Origin of the sequence: Bacillus altaicus (assembly GCF_042136375.2) — a bacterium.
GTDB classification, from domain to species: domain Bacteria; phylum Bacillota; class Bacilli; order Bacillales; family Bacillaceae_G; genus Bacillus_A; species Bacillus_A cereus_U.
This window is the reverse complement of sequence record NZ_CM143394.1, coordinates 2,800,694-2,821,082: the sequence shown is the minus strand read 5'-3', so window position 1 is coordinate 2,821,082 and position 20,389 is coordinate 2,800,694. Positions and strand designations below refer to the sequence as shown.

Sequence of the window (20,389 nt, the reverse complement as noted above, 5' to 3'; positions counted from 1 at the left end):
AAAATTCAATCTATTGAAATGAGAATTTTCACATTAAAATAATTTACAACTCATTATTTCTTCAAAAGCGTAATCCCCATTCCAACTGCAATCCCAATCGCTATTCCGATTGCTATATTATCAGTAAATACACCAGGAATTACACCGATTACAACACCTATAGCGACACCAATTGTCATAGCATCATTTCTTTTTTTATGTTTAGACAAAATTGCATCTCCTCTCATCATTTCTCCCTATATAATATCTATTTACATGAACGTTGCTGTTTCCTAATATATTTACTATTCCGCTTGAAAATTTCCAAAAAATGTACTTTATTACTTTTCCATTCCCCCTACATAATCCTCTTCGTTTGAAAGAATTTTTAAGTCACCATTACATATACATAGGCATTTACTATAAGAAAGATCAGTAATTTATTGAAGGAGGAACGATTCAAATGTATCCTCATTGGAATCCAAATATAAATCAACAATATGCTTACTCCCCCCATCCAGTAAGGAATACACTGCATTATGATTGGCAATACATGATGCAGCGCATCGCAAGCCTTGAAAGCCAATTAGCTAAATTAATCTCATTAATCGAAGAAAATAATCAATTAATAAAATCAATGGAACAACAGCAAAACCAAGTTTGTGCACCAGCTGGAGGTTCTGTTATTGTTCGGATGTAATTCGAATTCAAAAAAACACACTTTGTTGTATAAAGTGTGTTTTTTGAATTATTTTCTTTTTGTATGAAACCCTTGCGTAATTCGGTCTAATATAATCGCAATCACGACGATAGCTAGTCCCGCTTCAAATCCCATTCCGATATTTACTTGTGTTACAGAGCGATATACATCAACGCCGAGACCTGGCGCTCCTACAAGTGAAGCTGTTACAACCATCGATAACGAAAGCATAATACTTTGATTCACTCCAGCCATGATCGTTCCGGTTGCGAGTGGTAATTGGACTTTAAATAATTTTTGTGATGTGGTAGAGCCAAACGCATTCGCAGCCTCAATTAAATCTTCTGGAACTTGTCTAATTCCTAAGTCTGTAAATCTGATTGTCGGTGGCATAGCAAAAATAACGGAAGCAATAATGCCTGGCACGACGCCTACTCCAAAAAATGTTATCGCGGGAATGAGATATACGAATGCGGGCATTGTTTGCATAAAATCTAATGTCGGTTTTAAAAATTTTGAGAAACGTTCATTTTGCGATGCTAATATACCAATTGGAATTCCGACAATGATTGAAATAATAACGGAAGTAAGTACGAGTGCTAATGTTTGCATCGTTTGTGCCCAGTAGTTAATATTTAAAATAAATAATAATCCGATGAGCGTAAAAATGACTAAAGATAATTTTCTCGTTGTGTACCAAATGAGGAAACATAGGATAATAATCATCAATATAGCTGGTATTATTATTAAAAAATTAGTGAGTAAATCAACGAATCCACCGATAATATAAGAAAATCCTCGGAACAAGCCTTCAAAGTTCTCATATAAACTCGCAACAAATGAATCGACCCATTCACCTAACGGAATGCGCGGAATATTATTCATCGTCTTTCACCTCTTCCTCGATGTTTCCTGCAAGAGCTTGAATGACACTTTCACGTTTAATAATTCCTCTTAACCTTTTCTTTTCATCAATTACGGGTAATGGATATTTCATCTCCGCCATTTTTGCATACGTTTCTTCCAGTAATGTATCTAAATATACGTGCGGAATATCGTTAAGTAATAAATCAGCAATTGGCCACTGTTTTTGTACTGCTTTACTTGCATCATCCGCAGTTAATATACCTAAAAACTCATACTTTTTGTTTACAACATATACGGTAGAAACACCTGCATTCCTCATAATTTGAAGTGCTACACGTGGTCCACGATCAATTAATAAAGTCTCCGGTCGTTTTAATATAGATTCCGCCGTAATTACTTTTCCTAAATTCACGTCCGCCACGAATTTCTCTACAAATTCATTGGCAGGACTCATCATAATTTCTTCCGGCGTTCCAATTTGAACGATTTCTCCATCTTTCATTAATGCGATACGATCTCCAATGCGAAGCGCTTCATCTAAATCGTGTGTAATAAATATAATTGTTTTTTCCATTTTATCTTGTAACTCTAACAATTCATCTTGCATTTCTTTTCGAATTAGTGGATCTAATGCACTAAATGACTCGTCCATTAGTAATACATCTGGATTATTCGTTAGTGCCCTTGCGATTCCAACACGCTGCTGCATACCACCACTAAGTTGACTTGGGTAATTATCTTTATGATGATCTAGCCCTACTAACTGTAGCGATTCTAACGCCTTATTTTCTCTTTCCTCTACTGGAACTCCTTGAATTTCTAACCCGTACGCAACGTTTTGTATCACTGTACGGTGCGGAAATAAAGCGAACTTTTGAAACACCATGCTCATCTTCGTTCTTCTTACTCTTCGCAACTCTTCTTTTCCCATCGTTGCGATATCTTCACCATCTATGTATATATGCCCCGCTGTCGGTTTAATTAATTGATTTAGCATTCGAACCAATGTAGATTTCCCACTACCAGATAAACCCATAATAACGAAAATTTCTCCAGTGTATACTTCAAACGTTGCCTTTTTCACACCAACGTTCATTCCTGTCTCCTTTAAAATTTCGGATTTGCTTTTTCCTTCTTTTAATAAGGTAAGCGCTCGTTGCGGATGTTTCCCAAATACTTTTGTTACATTTTCAACACGTACCTTTGTATTATCCATGTCACTACTCCTTTTCTGCCCATCTATTTACATAGTGTTGCGATTTTGCAAAGAAATATTACATAAAAATGACATTCATAAGCTTTCTTTAAAATTCTCGTTTCCGTTCATAATAAGAATGCTTACTTATACATTTATTTAAAAAGGCAAACGTTTCTTAGGAGGGTTTCGATGAAAAAGAAAATATGGCTTATATGCCTTGCATTATTTATTACTATGATTTTCACTTCATGTAATGCAACAAATGCAAATTCGAAAGGGAAAATTAAAATAGGTGTAACAAGTTGGAAAGAAAATATTGCAACTGCAAACATGTGGAAAGTTTTATTAGAAGAAAAAGGCTACAAAGTTGAGCTCATGTATTTAGAAAAAGCTGCGATTTGGACTGGAGTCGCACGTGGTGATGTCGATGCAAATTTAGAAGTATGGCTTCCAGTTACTGATCAACCATTAAATGATCGTTATAAAGATGACATTGTCTTAAAATCAAAATGGTATGAAGGCACTGGACTTGGTTTAGTCGTCCCTTCTTATGTGAAAAACATAAACAGCATCGAAGATTTAAACGCTCATAAAGATGAGCTAGATAATAAAATCGTCGGGATTGAACCTGGCAGTAGCCTTATGAATTTAACGAATAAAGCAATGAAAGAATATGATATAAAACTCAAACTTGTCCAATCTTCAGAAGCTGCGATGATGAGCGAACTAAAGAAGGCATATACGAAAAAGAAACCAATCGCTGTTACGCTTTGGAATCCGCATTGGGGCTTTTCAGAATTTGACTTAAAATATTTAAAAGACCCTAAGAAAGTATATGGTGAAAAAGATGACATTTATTACTCAGTTCGCAAAGGTTTTGAAAAAGATCATCCGGATATTGTGAAATACTTTGATCAATGGAAAATGAATGATGAACAGCTTGGTACGTTAATGGTCATGTTAAATAAAACGAAAGATCCAGAAGAAGCTGCTCGAAAATGGATAAAAAAGAATCAATCGTTAGTCGATGAATGGATAAAAGATTAAAAAAGTAGGCTAGAGAATAAAATATAATCTCTAGCCTACTTTATGTTATTTTTTCGTAACAACATCATCTACAATCCCATATTCCTTCGCTTCTTCTGCAGTCATAAAATAATCTCTTTCTGTATCATGAGCTACCTTTTCTACTGGTTGCCCTGTTCGATCAGATATGATTTTGTTAATATCATGTTTTAACTTTAATATTCTTTTTGCTGTAATTTCAATCTCCGTTGCTTGCCCTTTTACACCACCGAGCGGTTGATGAATCATGATTTCACTGTTAGGGAGCGCAAATCTTTTTCCCTTTGCGCCAGCTAATAGTAAAAGCGCACCAAATGATGCCGCAAAGCCCATACAAAGTGTTTGCACATCTGGTTTAATAAGGTTCATCGTATCTAATATTGCAAATCCCGCTGTCGTTGAACCGCCCGGACTATTGATATACAGGAATATATCTTTTTCTGCATCTTCCGCTTCTAAAAATAATAATTGTGCTACTACACTGCTTGCAACTTGATCGTTAATTTCTGAACCAATCATAATAATTCGGTCTTTTAATAATCTTGAATATATATCATAGGAGCGTTCTCCTAATTTCGTTTGTTCTACTACGTAAGGAATTGCATTCATATTAAATCCCTCCATCTATTTTATGCCGCACTAAGCATACAACTGTAAGAAGAAGGTTTTTTCATACTGAAGAATAACACCGGTTGTATTGATGGTAACTTAGTGAAATCTATTGTTGGGAGAAGTTTCGTCAACAATTCAGGTCTTTCTTCACGAATAGAAGTTACAACGATTTCAACATCATCCGTGTACTCCACTATTTCAATCCCTTCTTCATTTACCGTTTTCAGCCTATTTCTACTCCTAAATAACGATGCTTTCACTGCACCTTCTGATACCGAACATACTTTAGCAATATCCGCGATACTATATTGAAAAACATCCTTTAATAATAAAATTACGGATTGTTGCACATTTAACGAAGATAATACTTTCCCTACCATTTCATGCAAATCTGCAATTTTTTCATGTGGTTCTTCAAATGTAATTTGTTCCTCTATTTTCTCTTGAACTGATTTTGACTTCATTTGGTCTAGCCACCGGTTTCTTGCTATTTTATATAGTAGCGTCATACAAATATCTTTTTCACTATATTTTTGAAGAACTTTACATACTGTTTCTTGGGTGAGATCTTCCCCATCCCATTTATTTTTCGTTAAAAATGTACAGTACCTTTTTAACTCCGCATAATGTTCAATTAATAAATTTATATTTGAACGATTCATATCGATATGATTCTTTAAAACCTGAGTTACTTTTGTGCACAAAATAACCACTCCTTTTCAGCGCTTACTTATTAAACGATTGAACAAATAAAAAAGTTACGGGGCTTATAATAAATTTTATGTTTATGTTCATGAATACGGGTCATAAATATGTTATATAGCATTTTACATGAGGAGGAATCAATTTGCCAAAATTAACAGTTGAAGGTACCGGAACTTTTGATGTTGAGGAAGGAACGAAATTAGTATTAGCACTTGAAGATAACGGTGTACACATTCTTCATCGTTGCGGTGGCAAAGCAAGATGTACAACTTGCCGAGTTGAAGTCATTGCAGGTGATTTTTGTGAGGCTACAAATGATGAAAAACAAGCTATTACGGAAAAAGGAATTGAAGACCACTTACGATTATCGTGCCAAATGCGTGTACATAAAGATATTACTGTTCGCCCTATACTTACAGTTGAAAATTCCGGTTTAGATGCTGGACCACGTCCGGCGGAGTAAAATGATGAATTTAAAACAGCTAGCCGGTGAATATGCTGCTGGCTTTGTAAAAGATGGTATGAAGGTTGGACTTGGTACGGGTTCAACTGTATATTGGACAATACAAAAGTTAGGTCAACATGTAAAAGAAGGGTTATCTATTCAAGCTGTACCGACATCAAAAGAAACTGAAGTATTAGCAAAGCAACTATCTATTCCGTTAATCTCTTTAAATGAAGCCGATATACTCGATCTCACAATCGATGGAGCAGATGAAATCAATAATGATTTACAATTAATAAAAGGTGGCGGTGGTGCATTACTTCGCGAAAAAATTGTTGCCACCTCCTCTAAAGAACTTATTATTATTGCAGATGAATCCAAACTCGTTTCACACTTAGGTTCCTTTCCACTTCCTATTGAAATCATCCCCTTCTCTTGGAAGCAAACTGAAAAGAGAGTTCAATCTTTAGGATGTGAAACACGTTTACGTATGAAAGATGGCGGACCATTTATAACTGATAACGACAATTTAATTATTGATTGTATTTTTCCAAACAAAATACTGAATCCAAATGACACACATACAGAGTTAAAGATGATTACCGGTGTAGTTGAAACAGGATTATTTATCAATATGACGAACAAAGCGATCATCGGAACAAAAAACGGGATAAAAGAATATTAACCATTTTAAAGGCTGACTTTTGCAAGTCAGTTTTTTATTTTTCATAGTATAACATTACAGTATGATATACTATGAAAACACATTCATATCACACTGGAAAGGGCTGAACAAATTGCAATCCAAACTCATAACAGAACTTACTGATTTAGAAACTGCCTTTTACATTCGAAAAGAAGTATTCGTAAAAGAGCAAGGTGTCCCTCTTGAGGATGAATTCGATACATATGACCAAATTGGCGAGACATGCAAACATATATTAGTTTATTATAATGAACTTCCTGTAGGAACTGGCCGTATACGATTCATTGACGGAATGGGTAAACTAGAACGAATTTGTATTTTAAAAGACTATCGCAAATACGGATTAGGAAAAGTAATAATCCAGGCACTAGAAGAGATTGCTCGTAACAAAGAAGCAAATAAAGTGAAACTACACGGTCAAACACAAGCTGAAGGATTTTATGAAAAATTAGGCTATCAAACTTCTTCTGATGTATTTATGGAAGATGGAATTCCGCACGTTCTTATGACGAAAGTATTAGCGTAATAAAGTGAAACTTTAATCAGCGGGGGTTTTACGGGCAGTTGATCTCCGCTTTAACAGCCGATTTTTGAAGTTGGAGTCTTACTGCCCGCAAATAGCGGGATAAAAAGGGTATTATATGAACCCATACTGCAGGTTCATATAATACCCTTTTGTGTCCTATTCGTTTGTTTCATGAAACTTATCATATTCTTCACTGTAATGGATTTTTAATTTCCCTATTAAATTTGCATCAATTTTTAAATTATTGTCTTTCAAATTGTTGTTTAATAGCTCTTTGATAATACTCATGATTACTTAATAACTCATCATGAGTTCCAAAACCTGTAATTCTACCACCTTCTAATACAATAATTTGATCAGCATTTATAATGGTAGACAACCTATGTGCTATTACAAAAGTTGTTTGTTTATGAATTAATGTATTTATTGCCTTTTGTACTTGTTTTTCTGAATCAGAATCGAGATTTGCTGTAGCCTCATCTAATAATAGAAAATCTGTACCACGCATTAAGGCTCTAGCTAATGCAATACGTTGTTTTTGTCCACCTGAAAGTTGATTACCTCTTTCTCCTACTTGCGTATTATAACCATCCGATAAACCGCCAATAAATTCATGTGCATTTGCAAATGTTGCAATTTCTATCAATTTATCATCTGTAACCTTTTCATTTTGTCCATATAAAATGTTATCTCTAATTGTACCTGAAAAAATTGGAGTATCTTGCGAAACATAACTGAATTTCTGTCTCCATTCTTCTACATGTATATTTTTATAAGATACATCATCTAATAAAATATCTCCGTTAGTTGGATCATAAAATCTTTCTATTAACGAAAATACCGTACTTTTTCCAGAACCACTTGGTCCAACTAGTGCTGTTAACGTTCCTTTTTTAATTTTAAAAGAAATGTCTTCAATAACATTCTCTTTTTCATCATATTTAAAAGAAACATTTTTAAACTCTAATTGTGTTGGAGATCCAATACCTATTTTAGTAACAACTTGAACTTCCTCTTCTTCTTCTAAAATTTCAAATAATCTTTTCATAGATCCTTTTGCTTCTTGAAAACTCGTTAAAAAATGATTCATTTGTATAAAAGGAGACATAATTTGAAACAAATACAATAAAAATGCTACTAACTCACCAGAACTAATTAGACCTTGATCTACCCTCCAGGCACCAAAACCTATTACACCAATTAAAACAATAGTAGTAAATGTCCCTAAAACTGGAGTTAATATAGAATTAATTTTAGCCCTCTTTATTCCATTCATATAAAGAAAATCGAAATGTTTTTTTCCATTTTCCGCTTCTTTCAATTCAGTATTATAAGATTTTACAAGCTTAATTTCAGAAAGAGTCTGTGATAAATAAGCTGTCAACTGAGACATTTTATTTTGTTCTTGAAAAGAAAGATCATATACCTTCTCTCCCAAAGGAATTACAACAAAAAGAGTTATCGGTACTACTAAAATCAAAACCAATGTCATTGGAATATCTAAAGTAAATAATATAATTAAAGAGAGTACTAATGTTATACAACTAGTGATTAAATCAACAATTTCAGATGAAATAATATTTACTATTGCTGTTGTATCACTAGTTATTCTACTTACCATTTCACCAGATTTATTATCATTGTAATATTTTACAGGTAATTTTAATAACTTATCCCAGAGTTTGTCACGCAAGTTTTTCACTATTTCTTCCCCAACTTTAGATAATAAATAAAGAGAAAAAGCTGAAAAAATTATTTCCAAAATTAACAAAATAGAAATTTGACTTATTAAACTAAAAGATATGCCTTTTGAAAGTTCATCCATTATATCTTTTATTAATAAAGGTATTATCAATGAAATTGCACTTGAAACAATAGATAATACTAATCCTGAGATAAAATGAATTTTAGAAGGGTTAGTTATCTTCCACATTTTCTTAATTGAAAAATTATTTTTCTCTTCCATATTCTAATTACTCCTTTATATCGATTAATTTAAATAACTTTTTAATAGGGTGATACGATTTAAATAACCACAAAATACCATTTTATCATTATAAAGCGAAATATGGAACAAACACAAAAAATTAACTTCATATATTAATATTAGGGACATTCGTTTTATGTTTTTAAAAAGGGGTAATATAAATGGATAGCACCACCCACCCATCAACTTAAGGATGGGTGGAATTCCCCACTTTATATGACACGAAACTGTTAATATGTATACTAACAAAAAAAGCCTATATCATGTAATATAGACGCTTTTTTATACAACTAGGTTTTTAATTAGATGTTGTATTGACTTTTATTTTTAAAAATCTCATCAACAGCTTTCTCATACCCACCTGATTTTCGGAAAGACTCCTTCATATTCAAAGCGGTTTCTTTGAATGAAGAGTTATTTAATAATAGATCTACACTTTCACGTAGTTGATCCTCAGTTAATTCTTTCATATGTAACTTAATTCCTGCCCCAAGATTCTCCACTTGCTTTGCGATTACTGGCTGATCCTCACTTTGCGGAATTACAATTAGTGGCACTCCATTATAAAGTCCTTCATGCGTACTGTTCATCCCGCCGTGTGTAATAAATAGTTTCGTATATGTAAGAAGTTCAGTTTGTGGTACATAGTTTTTCACAATGAAGTTTTTAGGAATATCACCTAAATCACTTATTTTAGTCTTTTCACCGATAGACATAACAATAGTATAATTGGTATTCTCAAACGCTTTAAAACAAAGTTTATAGAAAGTAATGGACTCGTTAAAAACCGTACCTAGTGAAATATAAATGAGACTTTTCCCTTCGATTGTAGTAAAATCGAAGTTTTCTTTTCTTAATTGTGTAGAAATAGATGGTCCTACAAATTTATATGATTCATCAAAAGTGTCTCCAAAAGGTTGGAACTCCCTCGTTGTATAAACAATTGTAAGTGGTGCAGGATTACAGAAAACTTCATAAGGTGATTTAATTTCAACACCATATTTTTCTTTAATTCCTATTGTTAAGTTTTGATAATCATTTTTAATTTTTTCAATAGATTCATCTCGGATATTTTTCGAAAGATGTTCTAACATTATTGTGAATGATTTTTCATCCTGCGCAAAAGATGTACATGAATTAATTGCTGGCAGCTTAAGAATTTGAGCAATTAGATGTCCACAGCCAAACATAGAATCGTGAATGATGTAATCAAAATGTTCTCCTTCAATTTGTTCAAGAACACTCGGTATAATAACATCTGCTGTATGTAAAAGACCATTTATTCTTTCTGGTAAATAATTTCGACCACCGGAAAGAAAAGCTTTTATAAACTTTTGGTCGTCAATTGTTCGTACAGTAGCCCCTGTTTTTTCAATACGCTCCTTGTAAGCTTCTATTGAAAAATAAACTACCTCTTCCCCGCGCGAAATAAGTTCTTCTACAACTTTAATGGTTGGATTAATATGACCTTCTGATCCAGCATTAATGAATAAAATACGTGCCACTTTAAACACTCCTTAAGTTAAATGATTTCTATGTTGTCATTAGGAGTACAGACACTTCCCGTACTCCTATCTTTTATTCTCCTTCTAAATGGACCTAGCGAGCCTAAATCCAAGATCATCTATATGAAATGTAGGATGGCTACGGCGGCGACAAGTAGCACCGCATCCTCTCGCTCCTTCAGCCCAGCTACCACCCCGGAAAATTCGGTACGATCCATACACCTTTTCATCATACAAATCATAACACCATTCCCAAACGTTCCCTAACATATCATATAATCCCCATGCATTCGGTTCTTTTTTACCGACCTCATGAATATGTCCATCTGAATTTTCATTATACCAAGCAATCTCTTTAAGCTCTCCATATATGTATCCAGTAGTTCCTGCCTTACACGCATATTGCCACTCTGCTTCAGAAGGTAATCGGTAGCCATTTGAATCTAAATTACAACTAACAATTTGACCGCTATCACTAATAGAATAATACTCTTTTAATCCCGCTTTTTTTGAAATTAAATTACAAAACACAATCGCATCATTCCATGAGATACTTACAACTGGTTTATTATTATCTTTGAATATATTTGGTGTATTATTCGTAATAGCATCATATAATTCCATCGTTACAGCATATTTCGCAAGAAGAAACGGTTTAACTTGAATTTTCCATTCTTTTTTTATTCGATCATCTCTTAATACTACCTCTCCTGTTGGAACTTTTACCATATAAGAATCAGTCGAGCGAATGATTTCATTCAATATTACCCCTCCATTCAAAATGGAACATAATTTAATTCTTTTAATGCACCAATTTATACTTACCGTACTTCCTTTAAGAATCGTTGAACCTCACTTGGTGTTTTTAAAATAATAACTCTTTTATCCTTATTTAATTGATCGAGTCTTTTTACAATTGCAGGTCTTTTCGTCTTAGGATATTCCCATATCCATTTAAAAAATTGCAAGTCAAACCTTTCTTCACATCCAGTGCCCATATCCGGTCTTGTTTTATTCCGATATTGCACAATTCTTTTAAAAGCACGATAAACACATATCGTTCTATGAATATCAAGAAAGATAATTGTGTCAGCTGCATTCAGTCTTATATCCATTGTCCCGCCATAATTCCCATCAATAATCCACTTCTCATCTTGAATTAAGTTATTTTGAACTGTTATTTGTTCCTCTCTCGGAACCCCTACCCAATTCGGTTTCCAAAATAACGCATCAAGATGATACACCTGTATTTTTAGTTTATTTCCTAACTGCTTTGCTAATGTAGATTTTCCTGAACCACCAGAACCAATCAATATTATTTTTTTCATATTAGTATGACTCTTTCTATAGATTCTTCAATAGCTTCTTTATTAGCAAAAATCCATAAAAACATCTCTTCATTTAACTTTAGTAAATCTTTTAACTGAACAAAATAAGTAATAAAAATAATTTGTATAGAAAGCATAACATACCATATAGACTGTATTTCCTCTCTTGTTAAAGGATTTTGCTTATTATATCCTTCAAAGATCTTTCCAACTATACGTAGCCATTCCCCTCTTAATATTTCATCAGTATATAACTCACTCAAAATGCTCGTACAACAATAGCATAAATCGAATACTCTAACGTTTTCTTCTAAAAGTTCAAAATCTATAAACCCTTGAAATTCATTCCCTTTAAAGATTACATTCGATAAGTGCATATCGCGATGAATAATTTGTTTTGGTAATGAGTGAACCGTTTCCTTGAAAGCTGTATGTATTTGACCCATTTTTTGAATTACATTCCGATGAACATGCTCATTCTTTTCTAAAATTGGTAAAGCCCATCTGTATACTACTTTATACAAATCTCTTTTTATTAACCCGCTTGTACTGTTCACTGAATCTAGTGCTTGATGTAGATTCGCTATTTCATCTCCAATAGTGCTCCCTAGCTTTATCAGCTTTTCTGTATCTTTTATTTCTAGCACACTTCCAGTAACATATTCGTACAAACAATAATACTTCTCTTTATAAAATACGTACCTTTCATCATTTCTCGTTTTTACTAATTTTTGTACTTTAATACCTTTCTCATCAAGCTGTTCTAATACATTTAATTCATTTAGAAGCTGCTTCATCGATCCCTTTCCCTTTAAAATATACACTTTATTATTACAATGAATTTTCGTTACGTTTGGTTGAATTTCAGTAGCTGCAACATCTTTATATTGAAACCAAAACTTTGCAATTTCTAATATATCCTCCATATACAAATACCCCTTTTAAAATTCACTTATTTCTTCCGTAGCATAAACTCACCAAGCATTCCTACTCCAACACCAATTGTGTAAGCCACTAAATCACTCCATAAAAATCCGTACCCTAATACGAGTCCACCTAAAGTCGTTGCGCGAATGCTATCTATCCAAGTCTCATGGTACAATTGGCTAATTTCAATCCCGTAGCAAAATATCAAACTAATAAAAGCTAATTTCCTCGTTTCTATTTTAGGAAACAAAAATCCAAATCCAGTGAAAATCATTAATGCCCATAATGCATCACCTAAGTAGTCATTTAATAGATCTGGCAATACAAAAGCAAACTTTCTGGAACTAAGACCTAAAATAACAACAACTATAGTAAACAGTGCATATAGTAATCTGTTTCGTTTCGTATTCATTTCAAAATCTCCTAATATATAATCTAAAACTGCAAATAGCTAGTAAAATATAATCATTTTACTAGCTATTTATGGTCGACTTCACTTTGTATTTAATCCAATAACTCTTGCTGCTTTTTCTTTGAAAATGATTGTAGTACTAAATCATACGACCAATCAATCATTTTATTAATTTGTTCTTGTTCTACACCCTTATGTATATAAACTGTATTCCAATGTTTTTTATTCATATGATATCCAGGAATAATTGTTTCCGGATAATCTTCTCTTATTCGCAAGGCAAGTTCTGGATCACATTTTAATGTAATCGCAGCTTTTTCACCTTCTTCATGATTCACTATCGCAAATATTTTATTATTGATCCTCATACATGTTGCACTCCAGCCATCTGGAGAATCTGCTGTCGCTTTTCTTTTCGATAAACAATATGCTCTTGTTGCATTCATTCTAATTGGCACCTCTTATTCTTTCACTATTTGATTACGATGCATCACAATTTGCTTCGTCGCTTGAAACTGCTGTTCACCATAAAACTTTATTAGTTTCTCTCCGCAAAATAGACTAACAATATCAATATGAGATATCTCTTTCAGTAACATTGTTAGCATCTTCTCACCAATACCTTTATTTCTTACACTTTCATGTACGACAACATCTTCAATATACGCCCGAAAAACACCGTCAGTAACAACTCTAGCAAATCCAATTAATTCGTTTTCTTCCCATACTCCAATTGCTATACTATTCTTTAACATTTTTTCAATATCAATTACTTTTCTTTCTGGCCACCAGCCAACAGAATCGTAAAGTTTCTTTATTTTTTCTACACAGATTGGTTGTTCATGTTGTAATTTATACGTGTACATTTTTTTCTCCCATCAACTAGTATACATAATATTATTATAATCTCTTTTCTAAAAAGTGTTGACTATGCCCTTTAGGATGATTTTCAACAACACCATATTCTCGGTATCCGTGCTTTTTATAAAATTCTGGTGCTTGGAAACTAAATGAATCTAGTAAAATGAGTCTACATCCTTTTTCCTTCGCAATTTCTTCTATTGTATGTAACAATTGACTACCATAACCATCATGGCGAACTGATTCATCAACCCATAAAAAATCGATGTGTAGATGATAAAAATACATCATTCCTGTTACCCCACCAAAGATTTTCCCTTCCTCATCTTTCACTACGAAACTTACTTGTTCCATTGGCTGTTTTACTTCATCTGACAGCGCAGACATGTTATATTGAATTAATTTATTTTTAATGTATTCTCCTTCAGTGCGTGTACCGTTCTCTATACGTTTCATATATATTTCATCCTTTCAATTCTTATAATATTTACATATTTTTATTGCATCATTTCAATAGACTAATCAATACAAATCTACCATATGTAACAAAACATGAAAAACCAATTAATCCCGGCATTGATACATGCCCTGTTCTTGCATAACTTATGACGATAAAACTAGTAATTAATAATAAAATAGATGGCCAAAAAATAAGTGCTGTTTGGAGTAAAGCCATGTTCCTTATATATTATAGAATAGGTTTATATCTGTGACATAAGGGCATATGCTTATTTTTATTTTTAAAGGCTTTTTCCTTATACTTGCGTGTTAGCTAGTTCATACACTATAAAGTGTAAGTGGGTGAATGATAAGGATGGTGTAAAAATGAGTAAATTTAAAAAGAAATTTCATATTCCATGCGAATGTTTTGGTCCCCCTTTACCTCCACCTGAAATTGGTCCAACGGGCCCAACAGGTCCAACGGGTCCAACGGGCCCAACAGGTCCAACAGGTCCAACAAGTCCAACAGGTCCAACAAGTCCAACTGGCCCAACAGGTCCAACAGGCGTAACTGGCCCAACGGGTCCAACAGCAGTAGGATGTTGTCCATGTAATAATATTCTTGACAACCCTGGATTTGACGAGCCGGCAGTAGTAGGAGATCCAGTTCCAGGTTGGAATCAAGCAGGTTCCGTTTCAGAAGTAGGGTTTCCAAACGTTCATAGTGGCCGGTTTCTGTCAAATGGTTCATTTAGTCTCTTAGCTGCATCAATTAATCCAGGTGGAAGTATTAATCAAACAGTTGATGTTGACGCAGGTTGTTGTTATACGTTTTCTTTTGCTGCAGATGTAAGGGATGGTGCATTTCTTATAGCTTCAGTATCTTTCCCAGAACTTGGGCAAGCATGTCCTCCTGCCCCTGTAACTCTTGGTCCATTAAACATTCCACATATTGTACCAGTTATGAATCAACCACAATCTCTTTTCCAACATTATATTCTTGTTGTGTGTATACCTGCTACTGTAACTACAGCATGTATTTCTTTCCAAAATACTGCTACAGGGGGAGAAGGCGCAACAGCTTTTGTTGACAATGTTGTATTTCAGCCGACTGGTGGACCTTGTACTTCATGTTCACAAAATTTCTAATGTATTGAAGTACTTGAATCTTTTCGTTTTGCTGGCGAATCACAAAACCATTAAGGAGAGCCTTTGTGCTCTCTTTTTATGTTAGAAATCACCAGACACTCCCATATGCTGAGCGCATTCCTTTATAGTCCCGATACATATGAGCGATTCACTTTTGTAAACGGTATACTCCTTTAGGTGCACTATTCCCCTCCCTGCTATTAAAATAACGTTTTCATTCAATTATCGGTTACAACGTTTGTTTGACTTGTCATCTTATATTCTTTATATAAGCACTTCAAAGCTTCTAGAATTGTTTCATCAACCTCTTTATTATCAAATCGATTAGGTAAATCTCTTCCCCCAATTACATAAAGAAACGGAAATTCATGAAACATCCCTATTATACCAATATTTATTGTAGCGGTGGATAAACCACCTGTCACATGCGCTAAATGATAATACGGTATCCCTTCATAATTACCTTGTTGCCTTACCATTCCACTAATAATGGGTTCCCATAATTCTGGTTCTGCTTTATACCCTTGAAAAATATGTACTAAAAGTGAAAGAACTTGATTTAACTCTCCAACATTTTGCTCATCTCTAGGGTTTTCCTGTATATGAATCTTTGAAAAGTACGTTAAAACATTTTCTCTGACAGTTTCCCATCCTCCGTAGTGCATTACAACCGAGTGAGCAATATAACTGTCGTGGCAAGCTATCATTACTTCAACCGCTTTACTAAGTGTTAATGTAGTTCTTCCTTGTAAATGAGGATATAACTGCACACTATCCTCATTTGGATTAAACTTAATGTGATGAAGTGTATCATTCCAATTAATTTGTTTGTCCTTTACCATCCTCGCTACTGCAAATCCAATTGCCACTTTTGCTGCTGATGCTAATGGAATATAAAGATTATTATTATAGGAGGCAACTATATTTTCATATTTTGAAGAGTAAACAGCTACTCCAACTTGACCAGATTGTATTTCTTTTATTTTTCGTATGACAGTTTCCATATTCATCCCTCTTTTTATATTGTTATATCACCCTCTGAAAATTCGATATAAAATGTCAAAACCCTCCTTTGTTAAATTATATTGGTGAATACAAAAAAGATAGCATGAGATTTCTTCATACTATCTTTTGAAATATACACAATTTCTTTTTAAAATTATTTTTACAGTAATAGATACAGCTATTCTTCAGTAGGATTTTTAGGACCATTAAGCTCCAATTGATAAAAAGCTAAATCTAGCCATCGATTGAACTTATAACCGGCTTTTTTTATTGTCCCTGCATGAACAAATCCATAGTTTTGATGCAGGGCAATACTCTTTTCATTTTCCGCATCAATTCCAGCAATTAACGTCACATATTCTCTGTCCTGTGCAATAGCTATTAGTTCTTTCATTAAAGACGTCCCAATTCCATTTTTTCTATATTCCTTATCAACATATATCGAATGTTCAACTGAATATTTATAAGCAGGCCATGCCCTAAATGGACCGAATGTTGCAAATCCCACTACTTTATTATCTAGTTCGTATACTAAAATTGGATAACCGTCAGTCTTTTTTTGTTCATACCAATCTATTCTATTTTCAAGGGTTACAGGTTTATAAGCATATACAGCTGTTGTATAAACTATCGCATCATTATAAATATCTAAAATACATGCTAAATCTTTTTTCGTTGCTTCCCTTATCATTGTTTTCTTCCTTTCATAATGGTTATCTTCTAAATGGTTTCATATTATCGGAATTTCTGATTCATTTCCACATACGAATACTAGCTTTTCGGAAACCATCAAATATATTTATTGCAGCAGACAGCGTGTAAATAAAAATTCCACCGCCGATTAACCACGTTTTAAATTCCTCTGGGGAAATAGTAAACACATTTGCCACATACGTAATAAATCCTTCGTTAAATAAATGCGGATTTACTACAATTACAATGAATACTATTGTTCCAGCTACTTGAAGAATAGCATTCCCAATTGCCAATCTTTGCGTCCATTGTCCTTGTACTAATTTATAAAGTGATATACCTATTTCGAAAACGATCATAATTACAACGATTGGCCAGTACTGGAGTAAAACATCTTGATTAAAAGTTGGCGCGACAAACTTCAGTCCATTTGCTGTGCCATTATATACGCCAACAAGATGATTCGCATAAAAGTAAAGTGTAGCCCAAACTGCTGTCCACATCAAACCTCCAAAAACTTCAAACTTTGAGATCGACTTTTTCTTTGGAACATACGAGATATTTTTCAAATCATCAGGAGTCCATTTTTTTAAACTTGTCGTCAACGGTTGGGTACCTTTGTCTTTATCTGTTCTTTCTAAAATAGCAAATACAAGTGTCAACCAGAAAAATACATGGAGGCCTACTTCGACAATTTCCCCAATGCCTTCACCTATCATTTTTAAAATTACATTTAATACCGCCTGATCACCACTATAGCCAATAAAATTTTCTGCAACCATTGAAATAAGCGCAATAACAACCGCAATCGGTATAATCATTTTTAATAAAGTCATATACACATCAAAATAACGTGGTCCAATTAAATGCATCGGTCTATCCAAGTACCCATTAGCCAATGAGACTGGACTCCCTAATTTTTCAAGAACACTTTTTTCATCGTCTTCATTATAATCATCAGGTAACATATCCTCGATTGTTGACCGTAGTTCAAGTATAATATCTTCACGATTTTTTTCAGGTAATCTCTTCGCAACTTCCTCGACGTAGATATCAATCAAACTCATTCTTGTCCTCCTCCTTTAATAAGTTATAAAGTTCTTTCGAATCCTTTATCCATTCCTTTTTCAACTGCAAAAATATATCTAACCCATATTCACTTAAAACATAATACTTACGAGGTCTACTCTCAGTTTTATCCCAACTACTCGTCACTAGCTCCTGCTTTTCTAATCGGCGAAGTAGTGGATATAAAGTACTTTGATCTATCATGATTCCTGATTGCTCCAATAATTGGACAAGCGAATATCCATACTGCGGCGTTCTTAATTGACTTAACACCGCTAATGTCAATGTCCCTCTCCTTAGCTCAGTAATTAATGAATTTAATAAAGTATCCATTCATCCACCTCATTTCCATTACTATATGTCATACAGTATGTGTTTTATACTATGTATCGTACAGTATTAGTGTGACAAAAACAATGATTTTTCAAAAAAATATACAATAAAAAGCACAAACGATATGATTTGTGCTTTTCTAGCTAACTTAAATGCCTATATAACACGCTTAACTTTGTACCTCTGGTAATATAAACTCTCCTTTTTCTTTTGGAAATGGGACAACATCTACAATTGCATCTACGTTGATTACTCCGTATACATGCGGATATTTTTGACCGTTAGAAGCAGGTTCATATTTTATTTCTGCTTTTACTAAGGATGGATCAATTGTGAGTAATAAAACATCTTCTTCATGACTGAAATGTGTTTCCGCAACTTTTAAAGCTTGGTCTAATAATGAACAATGAATGAACCCCTCTTCTTTAAGTGAGGCTTCATTAATCTCTCTAGTTGTTTTTGCGATTTCCCAATTTCTTTTTGTTATTACTTTTGTAATCATAGTTACTCTCCTTTTTTAATATATGTAATGATATAATAATACTAAAATTTTCAACACATGATTAATAGATTGGAGACTTTTAATGGATAAAAAATTAGAAGAGATCATTGTAAAATCATTTTTTACTAAGCGACTTCAAGATAGAGTCCTGTTTGAGCTTTCTTCTACTAAGAAACGTAAAGATGCGATCGGTCGACTTTGCCATAATTACAGAACTACGTTACGTGAAGAATATATGATTGAAATTCCTAAACCTAATTCCTGTCCAATTGCTATAGATCGTCTGCTAAAAGAACATGGGGCCGGCGATTCTTGCTACGCCATATCATGGGACACAAAAATTGATGGGAAAACACTCCCCTTGCTGGATGCATTAGAGGCTGCTGTTGGAATGGGAATGCCTTCTATTCTATACTCAATTACAAAACAAGTTGCGTATTTTGAAGCAGAACAAGAAACACTTCCATCACCAAGATTTATACTTAAACGCACATATTAAATCATATAACTCCAGTGAATTTTTTCTATATGCTTACGTTATTCAATTAAAATAGCATTTTATCGGGATGGAGATACATAACTAATGAGTAAAAATCACACTGCATTATAAACCATTATTATACATATGAGTACAAATGAGAACTGGCATGATTTCATTTCTTACTGCCAGCAGCTCGAAGCAGGACTTCGAAAAATAGCTTTTAAACATTTAGATACATTTATTACAAATGCAAAGAAATGGGAATCCAAAGATTAACAAGAGTTTGCTATTATGCTTTTTACTATTTTAGATACATCCAACGAGAAAAATGAGGTATTAACTTTCCCGTTAAATTGTTTTCTAATAGACATTCTATATCAATGGTTAGAAAAGGATCCATCTGATTCAAGACCTTTTAGATGGATGGGACTTTATATGGGTTCCGGAAATACTGATGAGGATTTGGAACAACTTCTCCAAAAAGCCATTGAATTAGGTGGCGATACCGAACAAGAGGCAATGATACGTCTTGTTTCTTACTATATTGATTGCTTAGAGTTTGGGACACATGAATTCCCATCAGGGTATTGCGGAGATTTAAACGAATGTATTGAAAAACTTCCCTATATGGTTCAATTAATTGATAGAATTTGGGATGATAACATAAAAGAACAAAAAATTGGGCAAATACAAGAACAACTAGAATTAGTTCTAGATTGGCTAAAGCATACACAAAATCCGGTAGATGCTATTCGTCTATGGGAAAAAGAACAAATTAAGGAATTAGAGAATATGATATTACATTATTTAAACAACAGCCTAGGTCGTTAATTCATATACCTTTTAAATATAAAAAAGAGGATTTTTATGCACTACTAAAAAATCCTCTTTTTA

26 protein-coding genes and 1 pseudogene are annotated in these 20,389 nt (G+C 33.5%); 8 read left to right on the top strand and 19 right to left on the bottom strand.

The window, feature by feature from the left end:
• Positions 1 to 53: 53 nt before the first annotated feature.
• Positions 54 to 227 carry a hypothetical protein gene (locus ACE38F_RS14755; RefSeq protein WP_016095574.1) on the bottom strand — a complete coding sequence of 58 codons (174 nt, stop codon included), beginning with the start codon at positions 225 to 227 and terminating at the stop codon, positions 54 to 56.
• 215 nt (positions 228 to 442) lie between these two features.
• Between ACE38F_RS14755 and ACE38F_RS14750 the strand changes: the two genes are divergently transcribed.
• Positions 443 to 679 (top strand): hypothetical protein, encoded by a 237-nt coding sequence (locus ACE38F_RS14750; RefSeq protein WP_375368961.1) that lies wholly within the window; start codon positions 443 to 445, stop codon positions 677 to 679.
• A gap of 48 nt (positions 680 to 727) precedes the next feature.
• Here the strand turns inward: ACE38F_RS14750 and ACE38F_RS14745 are convergent, their stop codons facing one another.
• Together ACE38F_RS14745 and ACE38F_RS14740 are read right to left on the bottom strand one after the other, a co-directional pair.
• Positions 728 to 1,564, bottom strand: coding sequence for an ABC transporter permease (locus ACE38F_RS14745; protein WP_246907975.1), 837 nt, complete (start codon positions 1,562 to 1,564; stop codon positions 728 to 730).
• Positions 1,557 to 2,762: a quaternary amine ABC transporter ATP-binding protein gene (locus ACE38F_RS14740; RefSeq protein ID WP_000370622.1), complete on the bottom strand. Its 1,206-nt coding sequence runs from the start codon at positions 2,760 to 2,762 to the stop codon at positions 1,557 to 1,559. Before ACE38F_RS14740 ends, ACE38F_RS14745 begins: the two co-directional genes overlap by 8 nt.
• Positions 2,763 to 2,933: 171 nt before the next feature.
• On the opposite strand from ACE38F_RS14740, the gene ACE38F_RS14735 reads away from it, so the two are divergent.
• Positions 2,934 to 3,791, top strand: a complete 858-nt coding sequence (locus tag ACE38F_RS14735) for a glycine betaine ABC transporter substrate-binding protein (protein ID WP_002110276.1) — start codon at positions 2,934 to 2,936, stop codon at positions 3,789 to 3,791.
• Between the two features lie 45 nt (positions 3,792 to 3,836).
• Here ACE38F_RS14735 and clpP read toward each other — a convergent pair whose 3' ends face one another.
• Together clpP and ACE38F_RS14725 are read right to left on the bottom strand one after the other, a co-directional pair.
• Positions 3,837 to 4,418, bottom strand: coding sequence for an ATP-dependent Clp endopeptidase proteolytic subunit ClpP (clpP, locus tag ACE38F_RS14730; RefSeq protein ID WP_002161520.1), 582 nt, complete (start codon positions 4,416 to 4,418; stop codon positions 3,837 to 3,839).
• 20 nt (positions 4,419 to 4,438) lie between these two features.
• Entirely contained in the window at positions 4,439 to 5,125 is a 687-nt protein-coding gene (locus ACE38F_RS14725) for an RNA polymerase subunit sigma-70 (protein WP_375368960.1), read from the bottom strand.
• Between the two features lie 143 nt (positions 5,126 to 5,268).
• On the opposite strand from ACE38F_RS14725, the gene ACE38F_RS14720 reads away from it, so the two are divergent.
• From ACE38F_RS14720 to ACE38F_RS14710, 3 genes are all read left to right on the top strand, one after another.
• Complete coding sequence (locus ACE38F_RS14720) at positions 5,269 to 5,589, top strand: 2Fe-2S iron-sulfur cluster-binding protein (protein ID WP_002110280.1); 321 nt, start codon at positions 5,269 to 5,271, stop codon at positions 5,587 to 5,589.
• Between the two features lie 4 nt (positions 5,590 to 5,593).
• A complete protein-coding gene (gene rpiA / locus ACE38F_RS14715; RefSeq protein ID WP_375368959.1) occupies positions 5,594 to 6,256 on the top strand; it encodes a ribose 5-phosphate isomerase A in 663 nt (220 codons plus the stop codon).
• A 112-nt stretch (positions 6,257 to 6,368) separates the two neighbouring features.
• Complete coding sequence (locus tag ACE38F_RS14710) at positions 6,369 to 6,803, top strand: GNAT family N-acetyltransferase (RefSeq protein WP_002200256.1); 435 nt, start codon at positions 6,369 to 6,371, stop codon at positions 6,801 to 6,803.
• A 241-nt stretch (positions 6,804 to 7,044) separates the two neighbouring features.
• On the opposite strand, the gene ACE38F_RS14705 is transcribed toward ACE38F_RS14710, so the two are convergent.
• From ACE38F_RS14705 to ACE38F_RS14665, 9 genes are all read right to left on the bottom strand, one after another.
• Positions 7,045 to 8,769, bottom strand: a complete 1,725-nt coding sequence (locus tag ACE38F_RS14705) for an ABC transporter ATP-binding protein (RefSeq protein WP_016105070.1) — start codon at positions 8,767 to 8,769, stop codon at positions 7,045 to 7,047.
• Between the two features lie 323 nt (positions 8,770 to 9,092).
• Positions 9,093 to 10,295 carry a macrolide family glycosyltransferase gene (locus ACE38F_RS14700; RefSeq protein WP_375368957.1) on the bottom strand — a complete coding sequence of 401 codons (1,203 nt, stop codon included), beginning with the start codon at positions 10,293 to 10,295 and terminating at the stop codon, positions 9,093 to 9,095.
• 84 nt (positions 10,296 to 10,379) lie between these two features.
• The gene (locus ACE38F_RS14695; RefSeq protein WP_375369344.1) at positions 10,380 to 11,024 is read right to left on the bottom strand and encodes a formylglycine-generating enzyme family protein; all 645 of its coding nucleotides are present in this window, start codon (positions 11,022 to 11,024) and stop codon (positions 10,380 to 10,382) included.
• 92 nt (positions 11,025 to 11,116) lie between these two features.
• A complete protein-coding gene (locus ACE38F_RS14690) occupies positions 11,117 to 11,623 on the bottom strand; it encodes a DNA topology modulation protein (protein ID WP_375368955.1) in 507 nt (168 codons plus the stop codon).
• On the bottom strand, positions 11,620 to 12,549 hold the full coding sequence (locus ACE38F_RS14685) for a phosphotransferase enzyme family protein (RefSeq protein ID WP_375368954.1): 930 nt from the start codon (positions 12,547 to 12,549) through the stop codon (positions 11,620 to 11,622). The genes ACE38F_RS14690 and ACE38F_RS14685 overlap by 4 nt, the downstream gene beginning before the upstream one ends.
• Positions 12,550 to 12,575: 26 nt before the next feature.
• Positions 12,576 to 12,962: a ribosomal maturation YjgA family protein gene (locus ACE38F_RS14680; RefSeq protein WP_078174699.1), complete on the bottom strand. Its 387-nt coding sequence runs from the start codon at positions 12,960 to 12,962 to the stop codon at positions 12,576 to 12,578.
• A 92-nt stretch (positions 12,963 to 13,054) separates the two neighbouring features.
• Positions 13,055 to 13,408, bottom strand: coding sequence for an MmcQ/YjbR family DNA-binding protein (locus ACE38F_RS14675; RefSeq protein ID WP_002161512.1), 354 nt, complete (start codon positions 13,406 to 13,408; stop codon positions 13,055 to 13,057).
• 15 nt (positions 13,409 to 13,423) lie between these two features.
• Positions 13,424 to 13,828: a GNAT family N-acetyltransferase gene (locus ACE38F_RS14670; RefSeq protein WP_016105075.1), complete on the bottom strand. Its 405-nt coding sequence runs from the start codon at positions 13,826 to 13,828 to the stop codon at positions 13,424 to 13,426.
• Positions 13,829 to 13,862: 34 nt separating this feature from the next.
• Positions 13,863 to 14,279: a GNAT family N-acetyltransferase gene (locus ACE38F_RS14665; RefSeq protein WP_002110291.1), complete on the bottom strand. Its 417-nt coding sequence runs from the start codon at positions 14,277 to 14,279 to the stop codon at positions 13,863 to 13,865.
• A 369-nt stretch (positions 14,280 to 14,648) separates the two neighbouring features.
• On the opposite strand from ACE38F_RS14665, the gene ACE38F_RS14660 reads away from it, so the two are divergent.
• Positions 14,649 to 15,413 (top strand): collagen-like protein, encoded by a 765-nt coding sequence (locus tag ACE38F_RS14660; protein WP_375368951.1) that lies wholly within the window; start codon positions 14,649 to 14,651, stop codon positions 15,411 to 15,413.
• Between the two features lie 218 nt (positions 15,414 to 15,631).
• On the opposite strand, the gene ACE38F_RS14655 is transcribed toward ACE38F_RS14660, so the two are convergent.
• The 5 genes from ACE38F_RS14655 to ACE38F_RS14635 all read right to left on the bottom strand — a co-directional run bounded on the left by ACE38F_RS14655 (position 15,632) and on the right by ACE38F_RS14635 (position 19,014).
• Positions 15,632 to 16,417 carry a serine hydrolase gene (locus ACE38F_RS14655; protein ID WP_375368950.1) on the bottom strand — a complete coding sequence of 262 codons (786 nt, stop codon included), beginning with the start codon at positions 16,415 to 16,417 and terminating at the stop codon, positions 15,632 to 15,634.
• 179 nt (positions 16,418 to 16,596) lie between these two features.
• The gene (locus ACE38F_RS14650; RefSeq protein WP_375368948.1) at positions 16,597 to 17,109 is read right to left on the bottom strand and encodes a GNAT family N-acetyltransferase; all 513 of its coding nucleotides are present in this window, start codon (positions 17,107 to 17,109) and stop codon (positions 16,597 to 16,599) included.
• A 61-nt stretch (positions 17,110 to 17,170) separates the two neighbouring features.
• On the bottom strand, positions 17,171 to 18,178 hold the full coding sequence (locus ACE38F_RS14645) for an HAAS signaling domain-containing protein (RefSeq protein ID WP_375368947.1): 1,008 nt from the start codon (positions 18,176 to 18,178) through the stop codon (positions 17,171 to 17,173).
• Positions 18,165 to 18,512 carry a PadR family transcriptional regulator gene (locus ACE38F_RS14640; RefSeq protein WP_002110296.1) on the bottom strand — a complete coding sequence of 116 codons (348 nt, stop codon included), beginning with the start codon at positions 18,510 to 18,512 and terminating at the stop codon, positions 18,165 to 18,167. The genes ACE38F_RS14645 and ACE38F_RS14640 overlap by 14 nt, the downstream gene beginning before the upstream one ends.
• A 169-nt stretch (positions 18,513 to 18,681) precedes the next feature.
• Positions 18,682 to 19,014, bottom strand: a complete 333-nt coding sequence (locus tag ACE38F_RS14635) for a DUF952 domain-containing protein (protein WP_375368946.1) — start codon at positions 19,012 to 19,014, stop codon at positions 18,682 to 18,684.
• Positions 19,015 to 19,096: 82 nt separating this feature from the next.
• On the opposite strand from ACE38F_RS14635, the gene ACE38F_RS14630 reads away from it, so the two are divergent.
• Both ACE38F_RS14630 and ACE38F_RS14625 read left to right on the top strand, forming a co-directional pair.
• Positions 19,097 to 19,513, top strand: coding sequence for a hypothetical protein (locus tag ACE38F_RS14630; protein ID WP_061675051.1), 417 nt, complete (start codon positions 19,097 to 19,099; stop codon positions 19,511 to 19,513).
• A 126-nt stretch (positions 19,514 to 19,639) separates the two neighbouring features.
• Positions 19,640 to 20,317 (top strand): annotated as a pseudogene (locus ACE38F_RS14625) (hypothetical protein); the annotation flags it as partial.
• Positions 20,318 to 20,389 lie beyond the last annotated feature (72 nt).